Source organism: Marinobacter sediminicola (assembly GCF_031157525.1).
GTDB classification, from domain to species: domain Bacteria; phylum Pseudomonadota; class Gammaproteobacteria; order Pseudomonadales; family Oleiphilaceae; genus Marinobacter; species Marinobacter sediminicola.
The window spans coordinates 279,819-298,231 of sequence record NZ_JAVIXR010000001.1 but is presented as its reverse complement, the minus strand read 5'-3'; the positions used below and the strand labels follow the sequence as shown (position 1 = coordinate 298,231).

19 protein-coding genes are annotated in these 18,413 nt (G+C 53.7%); 5 read left to right on the top strand and 14 right to left on the bottom strand.

Annotated features, from left to right (window positions below):
* The first annotated feature begins 14 nt into the window (after positions 1-14).
* Both ccoS and RG807_RS01300 read left to right on the top strand, forming a co-directional pair.
* Positions 15-269, top strand: coding sequence for a cbb3-type cytochrome oxidase assembly protein CcoS (gene ccoS / locus RG807_RS01305; protein ID WP_309043235.1), 255 nt, complete (start codon positions 15-17; stop codon positions 267-269).
* The gene (locus tag RG807_RS01300; RefSeq protein WP_309043234.1) at positions 266-955 is read left to right on the top strand and encodes a sulfite exporter TauE/SafE family protein; all 690 of its coding nucleotides are present in this window, start codon (positions 266-268) and stop codon (positions 953-955) included. The genes ccoS and RG807_RS01300 overlap by 4 nt, the downstream gene beginning before the upstream one ends.
* Before the next feature lie 44 nt (positions 956-999).
* Here RG807_RS01300 and ttcA read toward each other — a convergent pair whose 3' ends face one another.
* Complete coding sequence (ttcA, locus tag RG807_RS01295) at positions 1,000-1,920, bottom strand: tRNA 2-thiocytidine(32) synthetase TtcA (protein WP_309043233.1); 921 nt, start codon at positions 1,918-1,920, stop codon at positions 1,000-1,002.
* Positions 1,921-1,992: 72 nt separating this feature from the next.
* Here ttcA and RG807_RS01290 point away from each other — a divergent pair, with 72 nt between their 5' ends.
* Genes RG807_RS01290 through RG807_RS01280 form a run of 3 tightly spaced genes read left to right on the top strand, consistent with a single transcriptional unit; the run spans position 1,993 to position 4,371 of the window.
* The gene (locus tag RG807_RS01290) at positions 1,993-2,637 is read left to right on the top strand and encodes a TetR/AcrR family transcriptional regulator (protein ID WP_309043232.1); all 645 of its coding nucleotides are present in this window, start codon (positions 1,993-1,995) and stop codon (positions 2,635-2,637) included.
* Between the two features lie 28 nt (positions 2,638-2,665).
* The gene (locus tag RG807_RS01285; RefSeq protein ID WP_309043231.1) at positions 2,666-3,343 is read left to right on the top strand and encodes a DNA-J related domain-containing protein; all 678 of its coding nucleotides are present in this window, start codon (positions 2,666-2,668) and stop codon (positions 3,341-3,343) included.
* The gene (locus tag RG807_RS01280) at positions 3,340-4,371 is read left to right on the top strand and encodes a polysaccharide deacetylase family protein (protein WP_309043230.1); all 1,032 of its coding nucleotides are present in this window, start codon (positions 3,340-3,342) and stop codon (positions 4,369-4,371) included. The genes RG807_RS01285 and RG807_RS01280 overlap by 4 nt, the downstream gene beginning before the upstream one ends.
* Before the next feature lie 6 nt (positions 4,372-4,377).
* Here the strand turns inward: RG807_RS01280 and RG807_RS01275 are convergent, their stop codons facing one another.
* From RG807_RS01275 to RG807_RS01215, 13 genes are all read right to left on the bottom strand, one after another.
* Complete coding sequence (locus RG807_RS01275; protein ID WP_309043229.1) at positions 4,378-5,370, bottom strand: MalM family protein; 993 nt, start codon at positions 5,368-5,370, stop codon at positions 4,378-4,380.
* A gap of 34 nt (positions 5,371-5,404) precedes the next feature.
* Positions 5,405-7,030 (bottom strand): OmpP1/FadL family transporter, encoded by a 1,626-nt coding sequence (locus tag RG807_RS01270; protein WP_309043228.1) that lies wholly within the window; start codon positions 7,028-7,030, stop codon positions 5,405-5,407.
* A 39-nt stretch (positions 7,031-7,069) separates the two neighbouring features.
* Entirely contained in the window at positions 7,070-8,080 is a 1,011-nt protein-coding gene (locus RG807_RS01265; protein WP_309043227.1) for a transporter, read from the bottom strand.
* Positions 8,081-8,140: 60 nt separating this feature from the next.
* Positions 8,141-8,941 (bottom strand): C39 family peptidase, encoded by an 801-nt coding sequence (locus RG807_RS01260; RefSeq protein ID WP_298447687.1) that lies wholly within the window; start codon positions 8,939-8,941, stop codon positions 8,141-8,143.
* 233 nt (positions 8,942-9,174) lie between these two features.
* Positions 9,175-10,185: an AgmX/PglI C-terminal domain-containing protein gene (locus RG807_RS01255; protein ID WP_309043226.1), complete on the bottom strand. Its 1,011-nt coding sequence runs from the start codon at positions 10,183-10,185 to the stop codon at positions 9,175-9,177.
* A complete protein-coding gene (locus RG807_RS01250; RefSeq protein WP_309043225.1) occupies positions 10,182-10,688 on the bottom strand; it encodes an ExbD/TolR family protein in 507 nt (168 codons plus the stop codon). The genes RG807_RS01255 and RG807_RS01250 overlap by 4 nt, the downstream gene beginning before the upstream one ends.
* On the bottom strand, positions 10,685-11,206 hold the full coding sequence (locus RG807_RS01245) for an ExbD/TolR family protein (RefSeq protein WP_309043224.1): 522 nt from the start codon (positions 11,204-11,206) through the stop codon (positions 10,685-10,687). Before RG807_RS01245 ends, RG807_RS01250 begins: the two co-directional genes overlap by 4 nt.
* Before the next feature lie 24 nt (positions 11,207-11,230).
* A complete protein-coding gene (locus RG807_RS01240; RefSeq protein WP_298447696.1) occupies positions 11,231-11,920 on the bottom strand; it encodes a MotA/TolQ/ExbB proton channel family protein in 690 nt (229 codons plus the stop codon).
* Positions 11,921-12,082: 162 nt separating this feature from the next.
* Positions 12,083-12,397 (bottom strand): hypothetical protein, encoded by a 315-nt coding sequence (locus RG807_RS01235; RefSeq protein ID WP_309043223.1) that lies wholly within the window; start codon positions 12,395-12,397, stop codon positions 12,083-12,085.
* Between the two features lie 15 nt (positions 12,398-12,412).
* Positions 12,413-12,997, bottom strand: coding sequence for a tetratricopeptide repeat protein (locus tag RG807_RS01230; RefSeq protein WP_309043222.1), 585 nt, complete (start codon positions 12,995-12,997; stop codon positions 12,413-12,415).
* Positions 12,984-15,902 (bottom strand): tetratricopeptide repeat protein, encoded by a 2,919-nt coding sequence (locus RG807_RS01225; protein ID WP_309043221.1) that lies wholly within the window; start codon positions 15,900-15,902, stop codon positions 12,984-12,986. The genes RG807_RS01230 and RG807_RS01225 overlap by 14 nt, the downstream gene beginning before the upstream one ends.
* Positions 15,895-17,871, bottom strand: a complete 1,977-nt coding sequence (locus RG807_RS01220) for a hypothetical protein (RefSeq protein ID WP_309043220.1) — start codon at positions 17,869-17,871, stop codon at positions 15,895-15,897. The genes RG807_RS01225 and RG807_RS01220 overlap by 8 nt, the downstream gene beginning before the upstream one ends.
* Positions 17,868-18,413: an AraC family transcriptional regulator gene (locus tag RG807_RS01215; protein ID WP_309043219.1), complete on the bottom strand. Its 546-nt coding sequence runs from the start codon at positions 18,411-18,413 to the stop codon at positions 17,868-17,870. Before RG807_RS01215 ends, RG807_RS01220 begins: the two co-directional genes overlap by 4 nt.

The window sequence follows — 18,413 nt, the reverse complement described above, 5'->3', positions numbered from 1 at the left end:
ATGAGGTTTATCCCGTGGAAGTCGTAGTGTTCCTGATTCCGATCATGCTGATTCTCGTGGTGATGGGCATTTTTCTATTTTCCTGGGCCGTCAAAAATGGTCAATACGATGATCTGGAGGGGCCTGCACACCGCATTCTGTACGATGACGATATAGATATGATCCCGGAGGAAGCCCGCACGGACAAACAGCAAAAAGCGGCTGACTCACCAAGCAATGAAGTTCAGGTTGAAGATGGCGAATCCGAGACCAAGCCTGACCGAACATGAGCCCGGAATTGTATCTCAGTTATCCCAGTGCGTTTCTCATCGGCCTGCTTGGCAGCACTCACTGCATTGCCATGTGCGGCGGAATCAGCGCTTCTCTCTCCATGGCGCTGCCGGTTGGCAAGGGGTTCCGCTTTCGGCAATCAATGTTATTGCTTGCGTACAACTTTGGGCGCATAGGAAGCTACGCACTGATCGCGGCACTGATCGCACTTCTAAGTACCTCAGCTGCAAATCAGTGGGCGCAGATGGGTATCTTGCTGCGCTCGGCGGCGGGCCTGCTGCTGATTGCCATGGGGCTTTCCATGGGACAATGGTGGCAAGGCATTCGTTATGTAGAGCGCGTTGGTGCCCCCCTCTGGAAGCGTCTATCGCCTCTTGCCAGCAAGATTCTCCCGATCAATCATGCGGGGCAGGCTCTCGCTCTCGGGGCTCTCTGGGGCTGGTTGCCGTGTGGATTAGTCTATAGCACGCTTGGCTGGGCAGCCTTGCAACCGACAATAGGTTCGGCAGCACTTACCATGGTGTTTTTTGGGCTGGGCACCCTGCCCTCGATGCTCGGGGCAGGTTATGCGGCTACCTGGATCAACGGTTTGAAAAGCAATCAGACATTCCGGAAATTCACCGGCGCTCTGTTGATTATTTTTGGGCTTTGGACCCTGCCCCTGCTGGCACTGACCGGCCACTGAACCAGGCCTGCGTTGTGCCTCTCCAAGCAATCATCCCGCCATACCTAAATATTCAGAACGTCCAGCCGTCCAAAGCTCTGCTCCGGGCCTTGTTCCGGCATAGCCGTCTGGACAGCCTGGCGCTTGCCCCCCAAGCGTTTACCCTCGCGAAAATCATAGAGGTTAGGGTCAGCGAGGTGTGATGGCTCAACATTGCATAAGGCCCGGAACATCGACTCAAGCCGGCCAGGATGTTGCTTGTCCCAGTGCTGGAACATTTCCTTGATGACCTGACGCTGCAGATTTTCCTGAGAACCGCAGAGGTTGCAGGGAATAATCGGGTACTCCCTAAGCTCCGCGTACCGGGCAATATCTTTCTCGCGGCAGTATGCCAGGGGGCGAATCACTGTATTCCGGCCATCGTCACTGTGCAGCACCGGCGGCATGGTTTTAAGCTTGCCGCCATAAAACATATTCAGAAACAGGGTCTCGAGAAGATCATCGCGGTGATGGCCCAGGGCAATCTTGGTGACCCCCTGCTCCTCAGCGAAGTTGTAGAGAATGCCTCGCCTTAGTCGTGAACATAGGCCGCACGTTGTTTTGCCCTCTGCTACCTTGTCAGTGACAATACTGAAGGTATCTCGTTCAATGATGTGATATTCGATGCCCATTTCGGCCAGATAGCGCGGTAAAACCTCTTCCGGGAACCCCGGCTGCTTCTGATCCAGGTTGACAGCAATCAGCTCAAACGACACTGGCGCGCTTTTCTTCAAATTGAGAAGTATGTCCAGCATGGCATAAGAGTCCTTGCCACCTGAAAGGCAACACATTACCTTGTCGCCTGCTTCGATCATCGAGAAGTCTGAAATGGCCTGACCAACATCCCGGCGCAGGCGTTTCTGCAGTTTATTCTGCTCCAGTTTAATAGTACGTTCGTATACTGAACTATAATTCTGTTCGGGGCTGTCACTCATCGCTTCGGGCATATCAATTGTGTTCAGTGGGAAAATGATCGTGAGATTATACGCATCCACTTCTACCAGGGACAGGCTACTAACATGGATATGTTGAGCTCGGGTAAAGAAACACCAGGCAAGCGAGAGCGTAACCGCTTGCGCAACCATTCAGCAATACTGAATTCTGCTCGCATCTGCTTTCAAGAAAAAGGTTATGAGAACACAACCATTCGGGACCTTATCAAGAAAACGGATCTGGCTTCCGGCACCTTCTACAACTACTTTCGCAACAAGCAGGATATCTTTGCCGCACTTCTTACAGATTTCCTGAGTGGCTTGAACGAGAATCTGACTCGCTCACGCCGATCCGCTGTGACTACTGAAGAATTTATTCACCGCTCCTACCATGCGCTTTTCAGCGCCACCGCAAAGGACCCCCTTGTTTACGAATTGGCTCACCGTAACGATCGCGCCATCAGAGAGCTGTTTGGTTCGGGCATACTTGAGCTCATCATGATGTCGCTGGAAGATGATGTGCGTAGCGCCGTCACCCGGGGGATCTTGCCAAACGTTGACCAGGAATATCTCTGTGCTTCGTTCTTCGGCGTCGCCTATGAGACCAGCCTGGTGGTAGCTCGGCGGGTACACCTGGCCCCGGAACAAGCGGATACTGAAGTAGACCGGGCGACTAACCTCACTACCGCACTATTCCAAGGTGGGCTTCGCGGACTAGCTGCCCTTCCCTGAGTGCGGCTGCTGGCCTAACATTGGGACCATGAAAAACATATCCGCTTCTACGAAGCTGTCGGAAAGAACGTTTGCAAATGCACCGGATACATTGCTTGAGCAGCAGGTTGAGCATCTATTGGTGGCTGTTGAGCATGAACTCCGCAACGCGCCAGCCGGCACAGACGAACTCAGCCTGATCAAAAAGCTTCAAGGCCCACCTTGGAATTTGATTGGCGCCCTGGAGTTTCATGACATTCAAAAGCTCTACCCGGTGCACTTTTTACTATTCCATGTACTTTACCGCTTGAGGGATACCCTCGCAGAAGCCGGAGAAAATCTGTACATATCTCCTTTGCGTATCGGTATTGAGTCTCAAGATATTATCGGTGGTAAGGGACTACCCGGGGCAGTGGACAGCCTTCGCAGCTTCTATCTGGATCTATCGCAATATGAGCTACCGGAAGAAACGGTTCAGCAAATGATGGATAACTTCTGGGAGGGCCGAAGCGGTTGCAAACCCGGCAACACGGAGATTCTACAAGCCGCCCAAGTTCTCGGGTTTGATTCTGTTCCCGACCGATTTCACACGGTAAAACAAGCGTTTCGGCGGGCGGTGATGCAAGCTCACCCCGACCGTGGTGGCGAGACAGAAGCAATACAGTCACTAAACGAAGCGTTTGCCATTCTGAAGGCACACTTCAGTCAGATTTTGGAGCACGCATGATCGCACGAAAATCCTGGATATCAGCAGCCCTGATCTCACTCTTTCTGACAAGTTTTGGCGTAAAAGCCGATCTCGTCGTACTTCAATATCACCACATCAGCGAGTCTACACCGCCATCAACCAGCACCTCTACCTCACTGTTCAATGCACAATTGGACATGATCAGCGAGCTGGGGCTTGAGGTTGTTGATTTGCATAAGGCCACAAAGGACATTTTTTCCGACAAACCGTCGACGGACCAACGCATCGCTATCACCTTTGATGATGCCTATGAGTCGGTATACAGCACAGGCGCAGGCATCCTCCAGGAACGGGGTTTGCCATACACGATTTTCGTCGACACGGCCGCCATCGGAAAACACGGCTACATGACCTGGGCACAACTGCGGGAACTGGCGAAACAGGACGGCGTAAGCATTGCCAACCACACTGCAGGGCACGGCCACCTGGCACGAAAGCCGGACGAGGCGGAGTCAGATTGGAAAAAGCGGATAACTCACAGCCTGGATACCGCACAAGCTGAATTAAAACGGAAACTGGGAACCGGACTGCCTGTATTTGCTTATCCCTATGGTGAGTTCGATGAAGCTCTTGAAGCAGCTGTCGCAGAACGAGGCTGGTACGGTTTCGGGCAACAATCAGGTGCTATCGGCCCCCTTACAGGAAAAACCCGCTTGCCCCGATTTCCCATGGCCAATGCCTACGGGCAGCTCAACGGGCTGAAAGATAAATTAAACAGTAAAGCCTTCCCCATAGACACAAACAAGCTGCCTGACGGAATCGTGCGCGCCAACCCTCCGACCCTTACTTTGCCGTTGGTCGATGACATTAAGCCCACCAAGCTCACCTGCTTTGCTTCGGGCATGGGGCGGATCGATTTTAACGTGTCTGGCGACAGTATGGCGATTAAGGCACCCAAGCCCTTCAATAGCCGACGATTCCGCTATAACTGTACCCACCCGGCTAAAGAGGGTGGCTTTTACTGGCTTTCACAGCAATGGCTGGATTTGAGCAAACCGGAAGACTGATCGGTTTTATTGTAGAGCGTCTACCATGTCCAGTCCCATTTCACCGGTGCTGACATGGGGTATTTTTCGGGGGCCACGGCGGGTTTCAATTACCGTTTGGCCTTCGAGGTCCTCACTGCGGGTGAAGACAAGCATCCAGCGCTCCGCTCCGGTGCTGGAAAATGCAATACGAGCTTCCAGATAACCTCGGCGGTGCCAGTTCTCCGGCACAAAATCCGACACCAGATCCGTTACCAATCGCACTGGACTCAAGTTGCCATCAAGAAACAGCACCGAAGGCGCAACCACGCCCGCACTGGCATAGGACCGCAAACGAAGCAGCTGCCCTTCAGTTTGATCTCCTTGTGGCAATGAAATCAGCTGATAGGGGCTCAAGCCTGTTAGGAACATGTGCTTAGGGGAACTGTCCTTCAGGTGTACGCCAAATTCCCGGTTTTCCTGCCAGCGTTCATGATCTTCGGTGTCCAGCGTCTCGCAGCAGGTTTCGGAAAATCGGCTCAGGTAGTCTTCGCCAGTGTCCTTGATGCCAAGAATGGCAAAGGCATCAGGATCGTGCCCGGCCACCGGTTCAGCTTCAATAAGAGTGTCGCCGGCGCGATAGACTTTTGCAGGGGTTGCCCCGAGCGGAGGAGCGATAAACCCTTTTTCCTTATCGGTTCGGGTATCTGGCTGGTAATAGGTATTTCGAACGGTGCCATCGGCGTCGCGCCAGGTAAAATAAGGTTGTTCATCCCCTTCACGCACATAGCCCCGGCGCCGCAACTCTTCTGCATCTGGATAATTGGCCGTTGTAAACTCGTCAGCGTCGGCAGACTGGCTGACCGGCATTTCCTTGGCGGGCTCCTCCACTATGGGCGAGTAACGCACGCGCCCCTGCTCATCAACCCAGGAAAAATAGCCTTCCCTGTTTGATACGGTTGAGCCACCAATCTGGCAGGCAGACAACATCGCACCAAGAATCAGACAAACAGCAGCATGCAGGAATCTATGTCTGTTCACTGATACGCCCTTTTGAGCACGAAACAGCGTGCCGTCAGAATTTTTTCCGGAAACTGATACCCGCCATAACAACGCGGAGAGATGTTTTCACATCCAGCCCTGCGTAGGGGTTATAGATAATATTGGTTATGTTATCGCAGTTAATATTACAACTGGTGTTTGCCGGAATCGTTTCGATTGAATGCAGGTAACTGAGATTCATATCGATTTCTGTATTCTTGTCCCATTTGTATCCCATTCCAACACTGTACAGGTTTGCGCCACCAAACGGAGCCATAACCGAGCGCTGGTCATCAGGAATCACCGAGTCACGAATCTCAACACCCGCCCTCAAATCGAGCCGCGAGGAAGCATGAAATTCCGCACCGAAGGCCCAGTTCCACTGGCTGGTGAAACCCAACGGTAATTTGAGTGTGTTCGGCGTGGCATTGTCCGGAGACAGAATTCGCGCAGCGTTCAGAAACTCAAGATTACGATCAAAACGGAACAGGAATGCATCCCACTGTGCGTAATCAGTCCAGCCTATGTCGGCGTTTAATGTGAGTTTCGGATGTACATCCACACTGATGCCGGTTTGAAAATGCTGCGGATACACAAGATCCATACTGACGTTGCCGGCCTCTCGTGGCGCCCCGGACGGCAGGCTGAGAATGGCTGAGGTAATAGCACCCAAAACTGATCCGTTAACACTCTGCCAAAACCCGGACCAGTCGTCCGTGTACTGAATCTCGAAGGTGCCTTTCATGTTCATTTCAGCTTCGGAGGTGTAGCTTGCGCCCCAAGCAAACCAATCTACAGGCTCCCACATGACCCCAAGTGTGTAGGTAGGTGAAAGGCTGTCCTGAACATTAAGCGACAAAGCACCTATATCGTCCCAAGGGCCCACGTTACCGCCACAAAGGGCCAACCAAGGCTGCAATGGCTCATCGCCACTTTCGCAATTAAATGCATCCTGAAGAATCTCCGCAACACCCAACAGCATGTTCGGCGCCCGCATATACTGATCGGCCGCAATCCCCATGTGCGACAAGTGAATACCTGCACCCACAGACCACTCATCATTAACTTTGTAACCTACAGTCGGCGAAAGGTAGGTCGTGCGCTGCAATGCAGCGGCTTGGGGCTGATAGCGGCCCGGATCATCTTTATCACGGTAGAAACCAGCCGCCATGGGTAGGTAGAACGCATTGGCAAACGTCAGTTTTGAACCAGGTGGTGTGATGCTAAAACCCGCAGAAGGCGCAATCGCAGGCCCGGGCGGCGTGCGCACAATTCCAAAGCCGGGGACGTAGAGCGCTACGTTGTTGGAGTGACTGTGGGTGTTGGCAACCGGATCCCGCTGTTGGCCAGTATTCGGGTCTATTTCCGTGCCATCAATGCCGAATATTTCATAGCCTTCCGGAGCGGTAAAATCAGCGTCAACATCCAGATAGACACCCAGCAGGTTGATTTCAAACTGGCGACCTTCCAACTTGGTCAAACCGGCCGGATTGAAGTGAACAGCCATGATCCCCGGGGGGTCGGCTGTAACAGCATTACCCAGAGCCAGAGCTTTCGGGTGAATAGTCAGGTTCTGCGCCAACTGGGCCTGTGCACCACAAGAAAGTGTCGTGGCTATCATGGCCGCGAGAAGCTGGCGCTTGTGGCTGTTATGTCCCATGAAATCCTTCCCTTCCCTTTAAATCGTCAGCGGCGCCAATCACTCTTTGAGGCCGGAGAAGTTAATGGGTAGGGACACGCCCAGGGAGAAATCCGGGGCATCCTCAGTCAGACCAATGCCAAGGCTTGTGTTCACTATTGTGGTATCGCTGACCCGGGTTCCCAGAGACATACTCAAGAAGCCGCTCATCTGGTCCTGGGCCATTGCCTGGTCACCATTGGAGAATATAAGGATGGTCTCGTCGCTGTAGCTCAGCTGCGCTGAGATACTCAGGGAGATATCGTAAGAGAGCGAATAGGCAAAGCCGGCGGAACCGGAAAGACTGAAACCTGGCTCAACTTCTTTCAGCAATCGCGCACCACGAACCTGCTGTAAATCTTCTGCAGGCAGGTTGTAGGTGACACTGACAGACCCGAATACGACAACCGGATCAAGTACCTTCGACAGGCTTGCGCCACCGCCAATAGAGTAATAACCACTGCCGGTTGATAGCTGTTCGTTTATATCGATCTCGTATGGGCTCACACCCGTTTTGGTGCTAAATGTACCGAACAGGGTCGTCGACATTTTGCCGGGCACATAAGCAAAAGGCTGCCAACGCCCAGTAAAGGAGATGTCACCGAAATCGTAGGTGTTCAGTTCATCCTGGGTGTCGTACTTTACGACCAGGGGAATCCGTGTGCCCACCGTGAAGTTGTCCAATAACCCATAATCGTAGGAGAACGAGTTGGTGAAGCTGTGGGTCGCCGAAGGAACCACATCCAGATTGCGCACCGAGCCGTTTGTAATCGCAAGATCCAGACGTTGATCAGCTGTATAGGTATAGTCAAACGAGTAATTAAGTGAGTGACTGCCTTTCTTCTGCAAGGAGTAGTTTTTCTCCGCAGCCTGAAACACTTCTTCAAGCTGACGCGACGAATCTTCATCACCATCCTGTTTTGCGAGCGCATCCCTCGCCTGGCCTACATTGTCATCCTGCGCCAGGGCTGTGCCCGGAAGCAAACCTGCCGCGGAAACAAGGATAAGACCTCGCACAAACCAACGATTCATCCTGACTCCCTTAATTTTTATTGGTAGTAGTCCTGCGCCGGGCTCAGTACCCGACAATTTTTAGTTGCGACGGTAGTGCAATTGTTTTCTTGTATTCTCAACACTGCCGTCCGGATTGTTTTTCTGCCTTTCAAGCATGTTCTGAATGCGCCTGGCTGTCGCCTCATGGAACTCAGGCATGCGCTCTAGTGCCAGCAACGTCATGGTTTGATCGTCTACAAAACGTAGATCCTCTTCCTTGAGCTCAAGGTTATCCAGTGGTTTGTCACTACCCGGAAATACGATGAAGAGCACGTTGTCGTCCCATTTCTCTTCGAACTGGGCGAGCGTGAAGGACAGGTTGCCCACCGCAGGATCTGCCATATACACACGGCCGTCACGAATGGTTCTGAGCACAACAAAATGCTTGAAACCGGCATGGTGGATAGGAACGATAGCCGGGTGATCAAGGTCTATCAGATCGTCAATCGTGGCGCGAAAACCGCCAGACGGATAACCCAAGGCTGTTACAAGGCGTTTCATGTCGAGCATGGAGAAGGCGCGACGCGATACAATGCGTTCGCTTTCGCCATAATGCAGCAGGCCTTCCATAACTTGGCGCTCCGACAGAGTGCGCCCAAGATAGAAGTTCAGAATGGTGGTCAAGGCCGCGCTGCCACAGCTGTAGTCATAAGCCTGACGAACAATATTGCGGAACTTCTGCTCAACCAGCGGCTCAACCCGAAACCCCGTGAGTAACTCCACTGGGCTGGAATCGACCTTTTGCTCGATAACCACAGCACCCTTCTCAAAGGGCTCGACCACAGTAGCTTCCTGCACTATGGCGAATGTAAGAATGGATCCAGCGAGCACCAGCAGCATGTCAGACGAAATCCCTGTTTTTGTTATCCATGAGATTTTTTGGATTACATATTGTTACGGCAAGATACCGAAATAGCGGAGAGTTTAAAGATAACTGTGCCTCAAATCTGGTGCTGCGAACGCGCGGGTGCAATACAAGCTACACCCGCATGTCAGTCAGAGGAGGGGAATAAAATCCATAATCAGGTAAGAGTGGGAAGTTATGTGCGACTGAAAGCCGCAGCAGAAAGCTTCTAACTTGACAGCAACTCAATCGGATAACGAATCGTTGTTCTGTCTACCCCAGGCCTGGATCCGAAATCCACCAGCAACAAGCGGTTGCAGATTTTGTTCTCCAAACCAGGCTCGCCCAGCGTTGATTCAACCACAGAGCACCGGGACACGCTGCCACTGGATTCAATAACCAATTCGGGCGTAATACTGCCCTGCAACGAAGGCTTACGACGAAGCTCACGGTTGTAGATGCTATAGATGGCGGATTTATTCGCATCCATAGTGCGCCTGAGCTCTTCTTTGCTACGTGTCCGGGAAGCGGTTTCCTGCTTTTCGCGCCGCACAGCTTCTTTGGCTTCGGCAACACGGGTTGCGTCCGCCACTTCTGCCCTCTCACGCTCTACCAAGGCAACCTGACGGCTCTCACGCTCAAGCGCGGCATCGTTCACACCGGCACTGCGTGAATTGGCCGTGGCTCTCGCGGCCAGGGTGTCTTCTGTTTTCCGCGCAATGGGTTCAGCGGTCCGGGTAACCGGAGCATCAAGTTTGATGGAGCTGGCCAGTGTGTTGAGCTTTGCAAGCTCATTACCCATGGCCAGAATGCCCGTGTTCTTTGCTTTTTCGCGGGCCTTGGCTACGGCTTCAGGCTTCGGTGTTTCCACTACCTCAGGCTTGGGCGGCAGCAGCTGGGGCTTTGGCTCAGGCTTGGGTTCCGGCTTAGCCACTTCAACCGGCTTTTCCTCGGGCTTTATTTCAGCTTTTGGTTCGGGCTCCGGCTTTGGCTCGGGCACAGCCGGCTTGGGTGGTTCTTTTTTCTCAATAACCAGCTTCGCCAGCTGGGGCGGCAGAGCTTCACGCTCCTGCCGATCCTTCTCTGGCAACTCGATCCAGCTCACATAACCGGCAAACACCACAAACAGAGGCACTACAACCAGCGCAATGGAAAGCAGTCGCCTGCGTTCCCCGCGCTCACCACTCCACGGTAATCCGTACCGATTTTCTGACACGCTCTGGGTCGACTGCTGGGTCATGCTCCGGCTCCCTCTTTTGTCTGCTGGTTAACCGCCAGAGATATGCTGGCGTATCCCGCATCCACACAGGTAGACATGATTTTTTTGAGCAAATCGTAAGGCAGTTCGCGGTCAGCCAAAATGGTAATCGCTCGCCCTTCTTCAGGTGCCGGCTGACCGGACCGACTGGCCTGATAGTCCAACTCCTGCTTGAGACCAGGCTCAACCTGCCCCTCAAGGGCCTGCAATGTCTCCCGCTTGATGACCAACCGCCCGTTTACCAGGATATCCTGGTCGGTAACGGTCAGCGCGAGCACATCGCCCGGTGGCTGCACAGCCGAAGAATCTGGCAGTTTGATGGTGCTGCTCTGGTTGAGCACCTGCACATCCGATGAGGAATTAACCATCAGAAAGAAAACCAGAATCGTGAAGATGTCCATCAACGACACCAGATTCATCTTGCTCTGGCTCTTGTTACGTCTGTGGTGACGCTTCTGGCGACGGGCTTTTGCTGACTCTTTCACGACTGCCCTCCTGCCTTTTCTGCGTCTTCAGTATTCTCGAGAGGTGCATCACCCAAAGAAATCTCCGGAAACAGCTCCGCCTCTACCAGGCTGCCTGCAACGACTGTGTCGTAGGAACGAACCGTATCCATCACGCTGACCAACACCTGATAGGACGTTTCCCGGGAAGGCATGATAATCACGTCCTTTTTCTCCGGAATACGGCTTTTAAGTTCTTTCATGACCTCTTTAAGGACAACGAAATCGTGCTCGCCTTTTTTCTGGTCAATGCTTTTGATAACGCCGCCCTGATTATCCGCAACCACCAGGTTGTTCGGGTGGATGACCACCTGTATCTGCAGCTCTTCAACCTGCTCTGACGCAAGACTCTCGCCAGTGGGAAAGTTGAGCTCAAGCACGCTGGTGTGTGCAAACACCATGTTCAAAAGCAGCACCGGCACCAGCACAATCATGAGGTTCATGAATGGCGTGATATCGAGATCCGGTTCGCTCTGTAATCGACGATGTTTCCGTCTCATAGCCCGAAATCCTTCAGCTGGTTATCAGGCCGACGCTGCCGCCGGGGCAGAAGAGGATGTAGCCTGAGGCTGAGCAGCCGGGCGAACACCGGAACCATCGCTAAGCAGGTTAAGCACCTTGATACCGGCCATCTCAAAGCTGTCTACAATTTCGTTGGTCTTGGTTTGCAGAACCGAATGAACCAACAGCATGGGAATAGCTGACATAAGACCAAATGCGGTGGTGTTCATGGCCACGGAAATACTCTGTGAAAGCAGGCTGGCTTTTTGCGCGGGATCTGCAGCAGCAACAGCAGTAAAGGCGGCGATCAGGCCAATGATGGTTCCCAACAGACCCAGCAGTGTTGCGATATTGGCAAGCGTTGCAAGGTACTGGGTGCGCTTTTCAAGGCGCGGCATTACATCCAGCAACCCTTCTTCCATAGCGTATTCGATGTCTTCACGGCCCTGTCGACGTGCCAGCCGCTGGAGGCCGTAACCGATCATGGTGGACATGCCCGTGCCGGATTCCTGAGCGTAATTAAGTGCGCCCTTGAAATCCTTTTTCGCAATCATCTGGTGCAGACGGTTGAAATCCCTACGATTAGTGATCTTCTGGGCAGACAGGTATACGTATCGCTCAATGGCTACTATGAGTCCGATAATCAGCACAACGGCAATCGGAAACATAAAAAAGCCACCTTCCTGAAAAAAGCGAACGGCGGTATCGATCATTGTTTAGGCACTCCATGGTTCGGTTTGGGAATAGTCTAAGCGCTAGGCTACTTCAAAGGGGTTAAGTTTGCGGGGGTCTATGTTGCGGTTTGTTGTAGTTTGCACTCGAACACAGACACACTGTGACGCACATCTCACTGGCAGGTGGATTTCACTGTGGCTTCAAGGTGTTGCCTCTGCATTTTCCAGCGCATTCTGCTCAGCTTTGAAGACATCATGGTAGCGGACAAGCCGTTGAAACTCGTAACGATCCAGAGGGCTAAAAGCCTGCTCCACCAACAGCTGCTCATCAGGCGCTCTTAGCTCATCCACTTCCGGTGGTTGCCAGGGCACCAGGTACATCACTGTCGGCACCTCTTGGTCACCACGAATTCGGGTGCCCTCAATGGTTACTATCCCTGAGTCCTGGGCCTGAGCAGGCAGTATGCTAACCAATGGCGAGGCTGCCAGCAGAAGGATTCTGGAAATAGTTTTCATGCTTTTCGCCTCACGTCAGATTCTGTTCTTTGCATCGAATATCCAGTCTTTCACTCTTGGATCCGGCTCTTCTGCACGCTCTTTGTACTGTTCGTACAACGGCAGAGCCTGGGCTGGCTGGCCCAGATATATATCCAGCAAAAACGCCAGATTTAGGAGCGCGGGCAAATAGTCAGGGTTTACAGCCAGTGCTTCACGGTAACGCTTTTCAGCCAAGGCAAAATCGCCAGCGTTACGGGCAATAACGCCAAGGTTGTTGAGGGCCACCGGGTGTTTGGGGTTCAGAGCAAGAACCTGCTCAAACCTTACGCGGGCAAGCTCCATGTCACCGGACTGCATTGCCAACAGTCCCAGATTGGCAATAGGGCCACTTCGCTCCGGATGCTCCTCGGCCATTTCCTCAAAGCGGGCTTTGGCCTCTTCAACGTCGCCGTTTTCCATTAACACAACGGCTTCCGAAAAAGCCTTCTGCAGGCGCGCCTCCGATTCCGCTGTAACGGCGGCATCACCCAATGCAGTTGTGCGCTCCGGCCCTACCGCACAGCCCGTGAGCAGCAGAAGCAACATAAGCCCCGGGTTCAGCTTTTTAACCCAAATCATGGACGACTCCGGCGGTGACTTCGGGTTTGTTGTAGCGGCCTGGGAGCAGGCGACGTAAGGATTCATAGCTGCGTTTCACCCACTCATCAAAGATGCCTTCACGGGCTCTGCGGATATTTTGTTCATGGATATCAATGGCATTGTCTTCGAATGGATAGGCCTGCTCTTCCAGCAACAATTCGTATTGAGAAAGTTCCAGCTGGCTCAACCCTTCCGGGCGTTCCGAATCCATCAAGTCTGCGCCCAGACGACTGTATATATGGGCGATCTGATAGCCCGCCTCCGTGGCAAACGATGAAATCCCGTAGCTGGCAGTTTTCTGATAGGCGCGCACGGCTGCCTCAAGGGCATTGGTTTTGGCCACCATGCTTTTATTCAGGGGCAAGGTCAGGCGGATACTGTCGTAGCGGGCCAGTGCATCCCGCGCCAGGATTGCGGAGGCAGACGCCGCCAGATAGCGCATGCGGTCATCGGCCGCCCCGGGGTTGTCATCCACTTTATCCATCTGCCGGTTCAGCCAGTAATTACGTCGGTCAATGTCGCCCTGGGCTGCGTATAGCTCGCTCAGGCGGTTGGCTGCTTCCATATAGACGTCAGCCGGTTCAGGGTGGCGGTTTGCGTACTGGCGCCAAGTATCAATTGCCTTGGTGTCGTTCCCTGCCCGCTCATATAATTCTGCCGCAATTTGCAGGTTTTGCCGGCGTTCCTCTGGCGTGGTCGCCATGGCCACCATGAGATTAAGCTCATCGCCGGCTTTCTCCCACTGTCCTGTTTCTCGATAGGCGAACGCCAGTTTTGCGGGCACCGTATCGGCCAGTTCATGCTCGGGGAAATCTGCCCGGAAACCTGTCAACACACTAATCGCCTCGCCCCATCGTGCGGAGCTTACCAGCAGCGATGCCGCATCATATTGGGCATTGGCGTTCAGTACGGAGGCAGGCGCGACAAAACCTACTCGCAGGTACTCGCTAACGGCGGCATCTGTATCGCCTGCTTGCGCAAACTGCTCCGCCTGGCGGAATACCGAGGCGGCCATATTTTCCTGTATGCCCGGTCGCCGTTGGTCTTCGGGGGGCATCATGGAAAGAGCATCGCGGTAGGATTGTTCAGCTTCGCCATAGCGTGCGAGCTCGAACAGACTGTGTCCAGCAAGCAACAAAGCTTCGGTGACCAGGGCGGGGTCTGCCGCTGGCTGCCAGGTAGCGAGGCGCCCGGCCATAGGAATCACTTCTTCAAGATTCTGCTGGTCATACTCCCGCTGCAGTGCAATGTAGTAGACACCTGGCGCACGCGGGTCTTCAGGATAGGCATTCACAAACCTGAGGCGGTTGAGCTGCTGCATTTCCTGCAACGCGAACAGGTCTTCAGTGGTTTCATTCATCCAGGTGTCTGCGTACTCACGGAATGCCAGCACTGAGGCATAACCTGCTTCAGCTGCCCTCTCCGGTACTGTTCCAGCCGCAGGGAAATCGTAGGCAACACGCTCAAAGGCTTCGATGGCATCCGGCCACTGTTGAAGCTCCACATAGGTTTCTGCCTGCAGGAACAAGCGCTCAGGTGTGCGAGGGTGATTCGGGAAGGTCGCAGCAAATTCGGAATAATAGGCGGCTGCCTGTCGGTAGTGTTGATCCGCATAAAGGCTTTGTGGGTCCCTCCGCGCCTCCCCAGCTAACAGATAATGGCGATCAGCCAATTCGGGCAGGAGGATTTCAAGCTGAACTTCAATGTAGGCCAGGGTTTCTAGATTCGTCTCCGGCCAGTAGCGGCTATAGATGCCATAATTTTCTATGAATTCGGCTTTTCGATCCGGAATAGCCTTGTCGAATCCGGCAAGTTCCAGGGTATCAATGGCTCGCATGTGGTAACTGGGCGCCCAGAGGCTATCCGGGTGATCTTCGATAAACGCATCAAACACAGCAACAGCGTCGCTGTAGCGCTCACGGCCAATCAACAAAGTGCTGTAGCGATCGTACACCAGTATTTCATAGGGCCGGCTTCCTGTTTCTCTGAAAAGTGCTTGCAGGGTTTGAGCGCCATCAAGATAGGAAAGCGAAAGACCCATAACCCGGAACAGGTCTTCCGTAAGTGTTTGATAGCGTTGCTCTGGTGCGTCTGCGGCCTGTTCAAGCGGCATGATCAGATCCAGCACTTCAATGTAACTGAATAGCGCCTGTTGGTAGTCGCCCTGTTTGAACTGACTCCACCCCTTCATGTATTGGGCGTTCATCAGGAAGGACGGATCGGCATCGCGCTCCCTGGCCACAAGAGTGACCTCATCAAATGCCTGTTCCGCCTCTCCGTAGCGGCCATTGATAAACAGAATATCCGCCCGCCGGAATTGGGCTTCTACCCAGTAAGCTGAGCCTGGATACTGTGTTACCAGGGTATCCAGCGCTGCTAACTGCTCAGCCGTCATGCCGCGCATTTCCCAAGCTCGGGCTAACTGGTAGTAAATCTGATCATTGCCCGCACGCTCCGGGAACTCTGCCAGCAAACCGGTATATGCATCGATAGCGCCGGAAAGGTCATCCTCTGCGGTATCTGTCATCAAACGCTCGGCCCGGGCGAACTCGAGATCTGCCAGGCGGTGTCGAATGGTGACCTGTTTGATGGGGTCATCCACCAATGGCAGTAACTCACGGTAACTGCGCATAACAGATTCGAGAGAAACAGCCTCAGCACCGGCTTCAATCTCTGGGAGATCGGCTTCACGTTCCTGACTAACAGGGCTCAAAGACGCCAGGGTACCTGGCCGGGCTGCGGGCATTTCTCCACCACCCTGCCCCCACCCCAGCGATTGGCAGCCACTAACCAACAGGGTAAGCAGTACTGGCACCAGCGCACGAGTCACACCCGCGAAAGTGTCCAGCCCATCACCGTTCGTGTTGCGGGGCCGTTTAATCATTTGCGGCCTCCGTGCTCTTGCCTGCCCTGAACAACTGGTCCGCCAGCCGCGCCTGTGCATGGCGAGATGCCACCCGGTAACGCCTCAGTTCACTGCTCTGTTGTTCCCGCGCATTATCCAACCGGCTAATGAGAATGTTCCGCGCCTGAGCCAAGGCTTCATCTACTTGTACTTTAAGCGACTGGACCTCGGCGGCGTTATTGGCAAGCCGACTCGCCAGTTCCTCATGTTCGCTGTCGCCTGCCATCAACTGCTCTATATCGGATCGCTGTGTTTGAAGCTGCTCCATTTCCGAACTCAGCTCCCGAAGCTGTTTCTGCGCGGCCCAGCGGTTTACACCGTAATCGTTCGCGACACTCCAGTCGAAGTAGGCCTTCATTCTCTGGTACTTTTTTCGCTGCCGGGCTGTGCGCTGGTCGTCCGGGAGCTGAGCAAGCGTAGCCGCGACCTTGCCCAATCGGGCTTTCAAGGCTTTCTGCTCCGTTGTCATGAAGAATTCAGCATCTTCTTCGGCAAGGGCGGCCTCAATGTCTGCCCGAAACGCTTTCTGGGCTTCTATCCACTCATCCGGTTGTTGCTGCTCTAGTTCAATACCTGCTTCCTGGCTTCGGCGCGCTCGTTGCACCCGCCGGGTTTCCAGCATGGTTTCAAAGGTGCCGAGCTGTTGTTCCCGCTGCGCCAGCAATGCTTGCATCCGGTAAAGCTCATTGAGTTCCCCCAGAGCCTGCTGGAATGGCTCTGTTGCGAGCACTTCTGAAAGTCCGAAATCCGCAGGCGTTACGCGAAGGCGGCCGTAGGAGTCGGTAACAATCTCATCGTTGTCCCGATGAAAATTCAAACGTGCCATGAGGTTTTCTTCGGTCAGTGCTTGCTTGTCTGCAACCAGCTCTTCACCGCGATTTTCGTAGTGCTCCGCGGCCAGAGTAAACGCTTGCAACGCCTCACGGGGCTTATCCATCTGTTCGAGTACATAACCCCGTGCGTAGGGAACCTGTTCTCTCCAGGGTAAAAACAAGTCTCTTTGGGAGAGTGCGTTCAGCGCGTCCAATGCCCTTTGCATCTCGCCCTGACCGGCCGCTGCAACGGCATAATCGAAGAGGCCTCTGTCGGAAAACACGCCATCCAGGGGCATGGCTCCAAGCAGTGTTAATGCCTCATCAAATTTACCATCCCTTAGATAAAGACGAGCAAGGGATAGCCGACTTTGATCCCGTAGGGCTCCGTGCTCGGAAATCAGATCATCGTTCGGGCTCTCAGCGTCCATAACAGAAATGAGCTCTTGCAGACTTTGCTGTGCTGCGGTGAAATCATCGGCGGCGATGTCAGCCATGGCCAGGTTGTAGTTCAGGTAGTGTGCCCAGGGGCCAGAGTGCTTCAGGCTTTTAATCAGAGTTTCATAGCCACCCGCGCTATCGCTGAATTCCTCAGATATCATGGCCAACTGCGCGCGCAGGTATAGCCATTCTGCGTGTAATTCTGAGTCGGCTTCTTCCAGCACCTCTGAATCAACCCGCTGAAGATTTTCGTAGGCCAGGTGGTAATCACCCTCGAGATAGAAAACCTTGCCGAGATAAAACCAGGCCTGGCTGCGCACGTCAGGTGCAAGGGTGACGCGGGAGCGGCCGTATTCATCTTCAAGCAATCGGATAAAGAGCTCACGGGCTTCCCGAGTCATGCCGTAAGAGAGCATTAGCCCGCCTTCAACCAGTTCTGGATAATCGCCGTGCCCTCGGATTCCACCACGTTCGCGAGCCACATCCAGCAGGGTGAGCGCTTCAAACGCCTCGCCTTGGTGGTAGTTGTAGAGCACCCAACCATAGGCAGGGTCTTTGGCCCGCTCTGGCGACTCTTCAGCAAATACAGCAGGCACACTGAGTAACAGTGCCAGGCAGCCGGCGGCTACCGCACCCAGGCGTGTGCCTGTTCCGGTTTTATTCGGCTTTAAGCTGAATGCCACGGGTCGTGTCACTCCCACTCCACTATGGAAACCATGGGTTGGTAGTCTGACGAGCGATCCTCAATGCGAATCTCCAGGGCCGCTGTATCCGTGCCCTTTTCAAATGACACAGTAGCTGCCTGTTTATAGGCGCGATTGTTCGGACCAATGCCTTCTACGAAGGCCGTCACTTCGTGGGTTCCGGTTTTGAGGTTGCCGATGTACAAACGCTGCATGCCGCCACGCTCAAGGGCTGTAACCTGGCGCTCTGTGTACAGGTGGGATGCGACAATATCGCCGTTCACCTTCAGCTTTACTGCGTCCAGCTGCAGGAACTTGCCCGCATCAACACTGAGAAATACCACAAACTGTGTGCTGGCCGGGAACAACAAGTCTTCTTCCAGAATGAAAAGATCCCGGTTCAGGCGAATCACTTTCTTTTTGAGATCCTGAACACGTTCTGCAACCGCTTTGCTGTCTTCTGCCGGGTCCGTTTCCGCAAACAGGCTCCCACTCATGAACAACATGAATGCAGCCAGCAGGCCAGCAACCAGTGTCTTTTGTGAATCCGTCAT

What these genes read in the sequence shown, in the direction of transcription:
- RG807_RS01300 (WP_309043234.1), top strand. Translation starts at nt 266, where the DNA reads ATGAGCCCGGAATTGTATCTCAGTTATCCCAGTGCGTTTCTCATCGGC.
- ttcA (WP_309043233.1), bottom strand. Translation starts at nt 1,920, where the DNA reads ATGCCCGAAGCGATGAGTGACAGCCCCGAACAGAATTATAGTTCAGTA.
- RG807_RS01290 (WP_309043232.1), top strand. Translation starts at nt 1,993, where the DNA reads ATGGATATGTTGAGCTCGGGTAAAGAAACACCAGGCAAGCGAGAGCGT.
- RG807_RS01285 (WP_309043231.1), top strand. Translation starts at nt 2,666, where the DNA reads ATGAAAAACATATCCGCTTCTACGAAGCTGTCGGAAAGAACGTTTGCA.
- RG807_RS01280 (WP_309043230.1), top strand. Translation starts at nt 3,340, where the DNA reads ATGATCGCACGAAAATCCTGGATATCAGCAGCCCTGATCTCACTCTTT.
- RG807_RS01270 (WP_309043228.1), bottom strand. Translation starts at nt 7,030, where the DNA reads ATGGGACATAACAGCCACAAGCGCCAGCTTCTCGCGGCCATGATAGCC.
- RG807_RS01265 (WP_309043227.1), bottom strand. Translation starts at nt 8,080, where the DNA reads ATGAATCGTTGGTTTGTGCGAGGTCTTATCCTTGTTTCCGCGGCAGGT.
- RG807_RS01260 (WP_298447687.1), bottom strand. Translation starts at nt 8,941, where the DNA reads ATGCTGCTGGTGCTCGCTGGATCCATTCTTACATTCGCCATAGTGCAG.
- RG807_RS01255 (WP_309043226.1), bottom strand. Translation starts at nt 10,185, where the DNA reads ATGACCCAGCAGTCGACCCAGAGCGTGTCAGAAAATCGGTACGGATTA.
- RG807_RS01245 (WP_309043224.1), bottom strand. Translation starts at nt 11,206, where the DNA reads ATGAGACGGAAACATCGTCGATTACAGAGCGAACCGGATCTCGATATC.
- RG807_RS01240 (WP_298447696.1), bottom strand. Translation starts at nt 11,920, where the DNA reads ATGATCGATACCGCCGTTCGCTTTTTTCAGGAAGGTGGCTTTTTTATG.
- RG807_RS01235 (WP_309043223.1), bottom strand. Translation starts at nt 12,397, where the DNA reads ATGAAAACTATTTCCAGAATCCTTCTGCTGGCAGCCTCGCCATTGGTT.
- RG807_RS01230 (WP_309043222.1), bottom strand. Translation starts at nt 12,997, where the DNA reads ATGATTTGGGTTAAAAAGCTGAACCCGGGGCTTATGTTGCTTCTGCTG.
- RG807_RS01225 (WP_309043221.1), bottom strand. Translation starts at nt 15,902, where the DNA reads ATGATTAAACGGCCCCGCAACACGAACGGTGATGGGCTGGACACTTTC.
- RG807_RS01215 (WP_309043219.1), bottom strand. Translation starts at nt 18,413, where the DNA reads ATGACGGATTCACAAAAGACACTGGTTGCTGGCCTGCTGGCTGCATTC.